The following is a 1,162-nucleotide window of genomic DNA, read 5'->3' as shown; positions in this document are numbered from 1 at the left end:
AAGAAATAAAGAAGTGAATGCGTGTAAAGGCGATGGAAATTATAGCTTGTTCCGAGAAACAGGTTTGCGAACCAGCTCGCAGGCAGGTCCATGTCAGGCAGGAGGCCGGCAATTCCTGCAATCAGGACATACCATGTTGAGAACTTTCTTCTGGCAAAGTAATCTCTGTATAGGTCAGCGGCAACAATTGTGAGTATTACATGGGTTACAGCGTATGGCATTGAACAGCGAATTCACTTTATTCTTAAATAATTTTCCATGGATAGCATTCAGCCATTTTTCCTACCCTCTTTTCCGCTCATTCTGCCACAACTTTTAAATAATCAATATGCCTCAACCAGAGCATGCCATTTGCTGACTTTGACAGGAAGCTGAAAGACATAAACAGGCTGAGGCAGATACTTGATGTTCTTGTGAAGAATGAGCTTGGCTTTTTTGTCGAGTCACTACGGCTAAAGAAATTCCTCCCGCTGAGGAAGACAATCCACACTGAGCAGTTTATCAGATATGACACCCAGCCATACAGGATGGTTAAGGTCATGGAGGAGCTTGGCGGGACATTCATAAAGCTTGGTCAGCTGCTGAGCATAAGGCCTGACCTTGTGCCAAGAGAATACTGCAACGCATTTGCAACCCTGCAGGACCAGGTTCCGCCATTTCCGTTTCCGATTGTCAAGGCAATTGTTGAGAAGGAGCTGGGCCGGAAAATCAGCCAGGCATTTATCTCGTTTGATACTGAGCCGATTGCAGCAGCGTCTATTGGCCAGGTTCATTTTGCAAAGCTCAGGAACGGCCAGAAAGTTGCTGTAAAGGTGCAGAGGCCGAATGCTGAAAAGATTTTCAGGACTGACATTGACATGATGTACTTATTTGTCTATCTTCTAGACAAATACCACCACAACAACATCATCAACCCAAAGCAGATTGTTGAGGAATTTGAGGACTACACAATAAAGGAGCTTAATTATGTCAATGAGGCGAAGAATATTGAGGCGTTTTGCAGGAATCTAGGGGGAAGCGACCATTCCAGGGCGCCAAAGGTTTTCTGGGACCTCACAACTGAGAAAGTGCTCACAATGGAATACCTTGAGGGAAAAAAGCTTTCGGTTCTCCTGAAGGCAAAGAAGCAGTTTAACAGGAAGATAATAGCGCGAAACATTGT

At 44.8% G+C, this 1,162-nt stretch carries 2 protein-coding genes; one reads left to right on the top strand and one right to left on the bottom strand.

What is annotated here, in order from left to right; all coding sequences use genetic code 11:
• On the bottom strand, window positions 1-221 hold a 221-nt coding region (locus FJZ26_06215; GenBank protein ID MBM3230000.1), incomplete at its 3' end, for a hypothetical protein.
• A gap of 123 nt (window positions 222-344) precedes the next feature.
• Here FJZ26_06215 and FJZ26_06210 point away from each other — a divergent pair.
• Window positions 345-1,162: AarF/ABC1/UbiB kinase family protein (locus FJZ26_06210; protein MBM3229999.1), on the top strand; the 818-nt coding region annotated here is incomplete at its 3' end.

It is taken from the genome of Candidatus Parvarchaeota archaeon (assembly GCA_016866895.1).
Classification (GTDB): Archaea; Micrarchaeota; Micrarchaeia; order Anstonellales; family VGKX01; genus VGKX01.
This window is presented reverse-complemented; position numbering and strand designations above follow the sequence as displayed.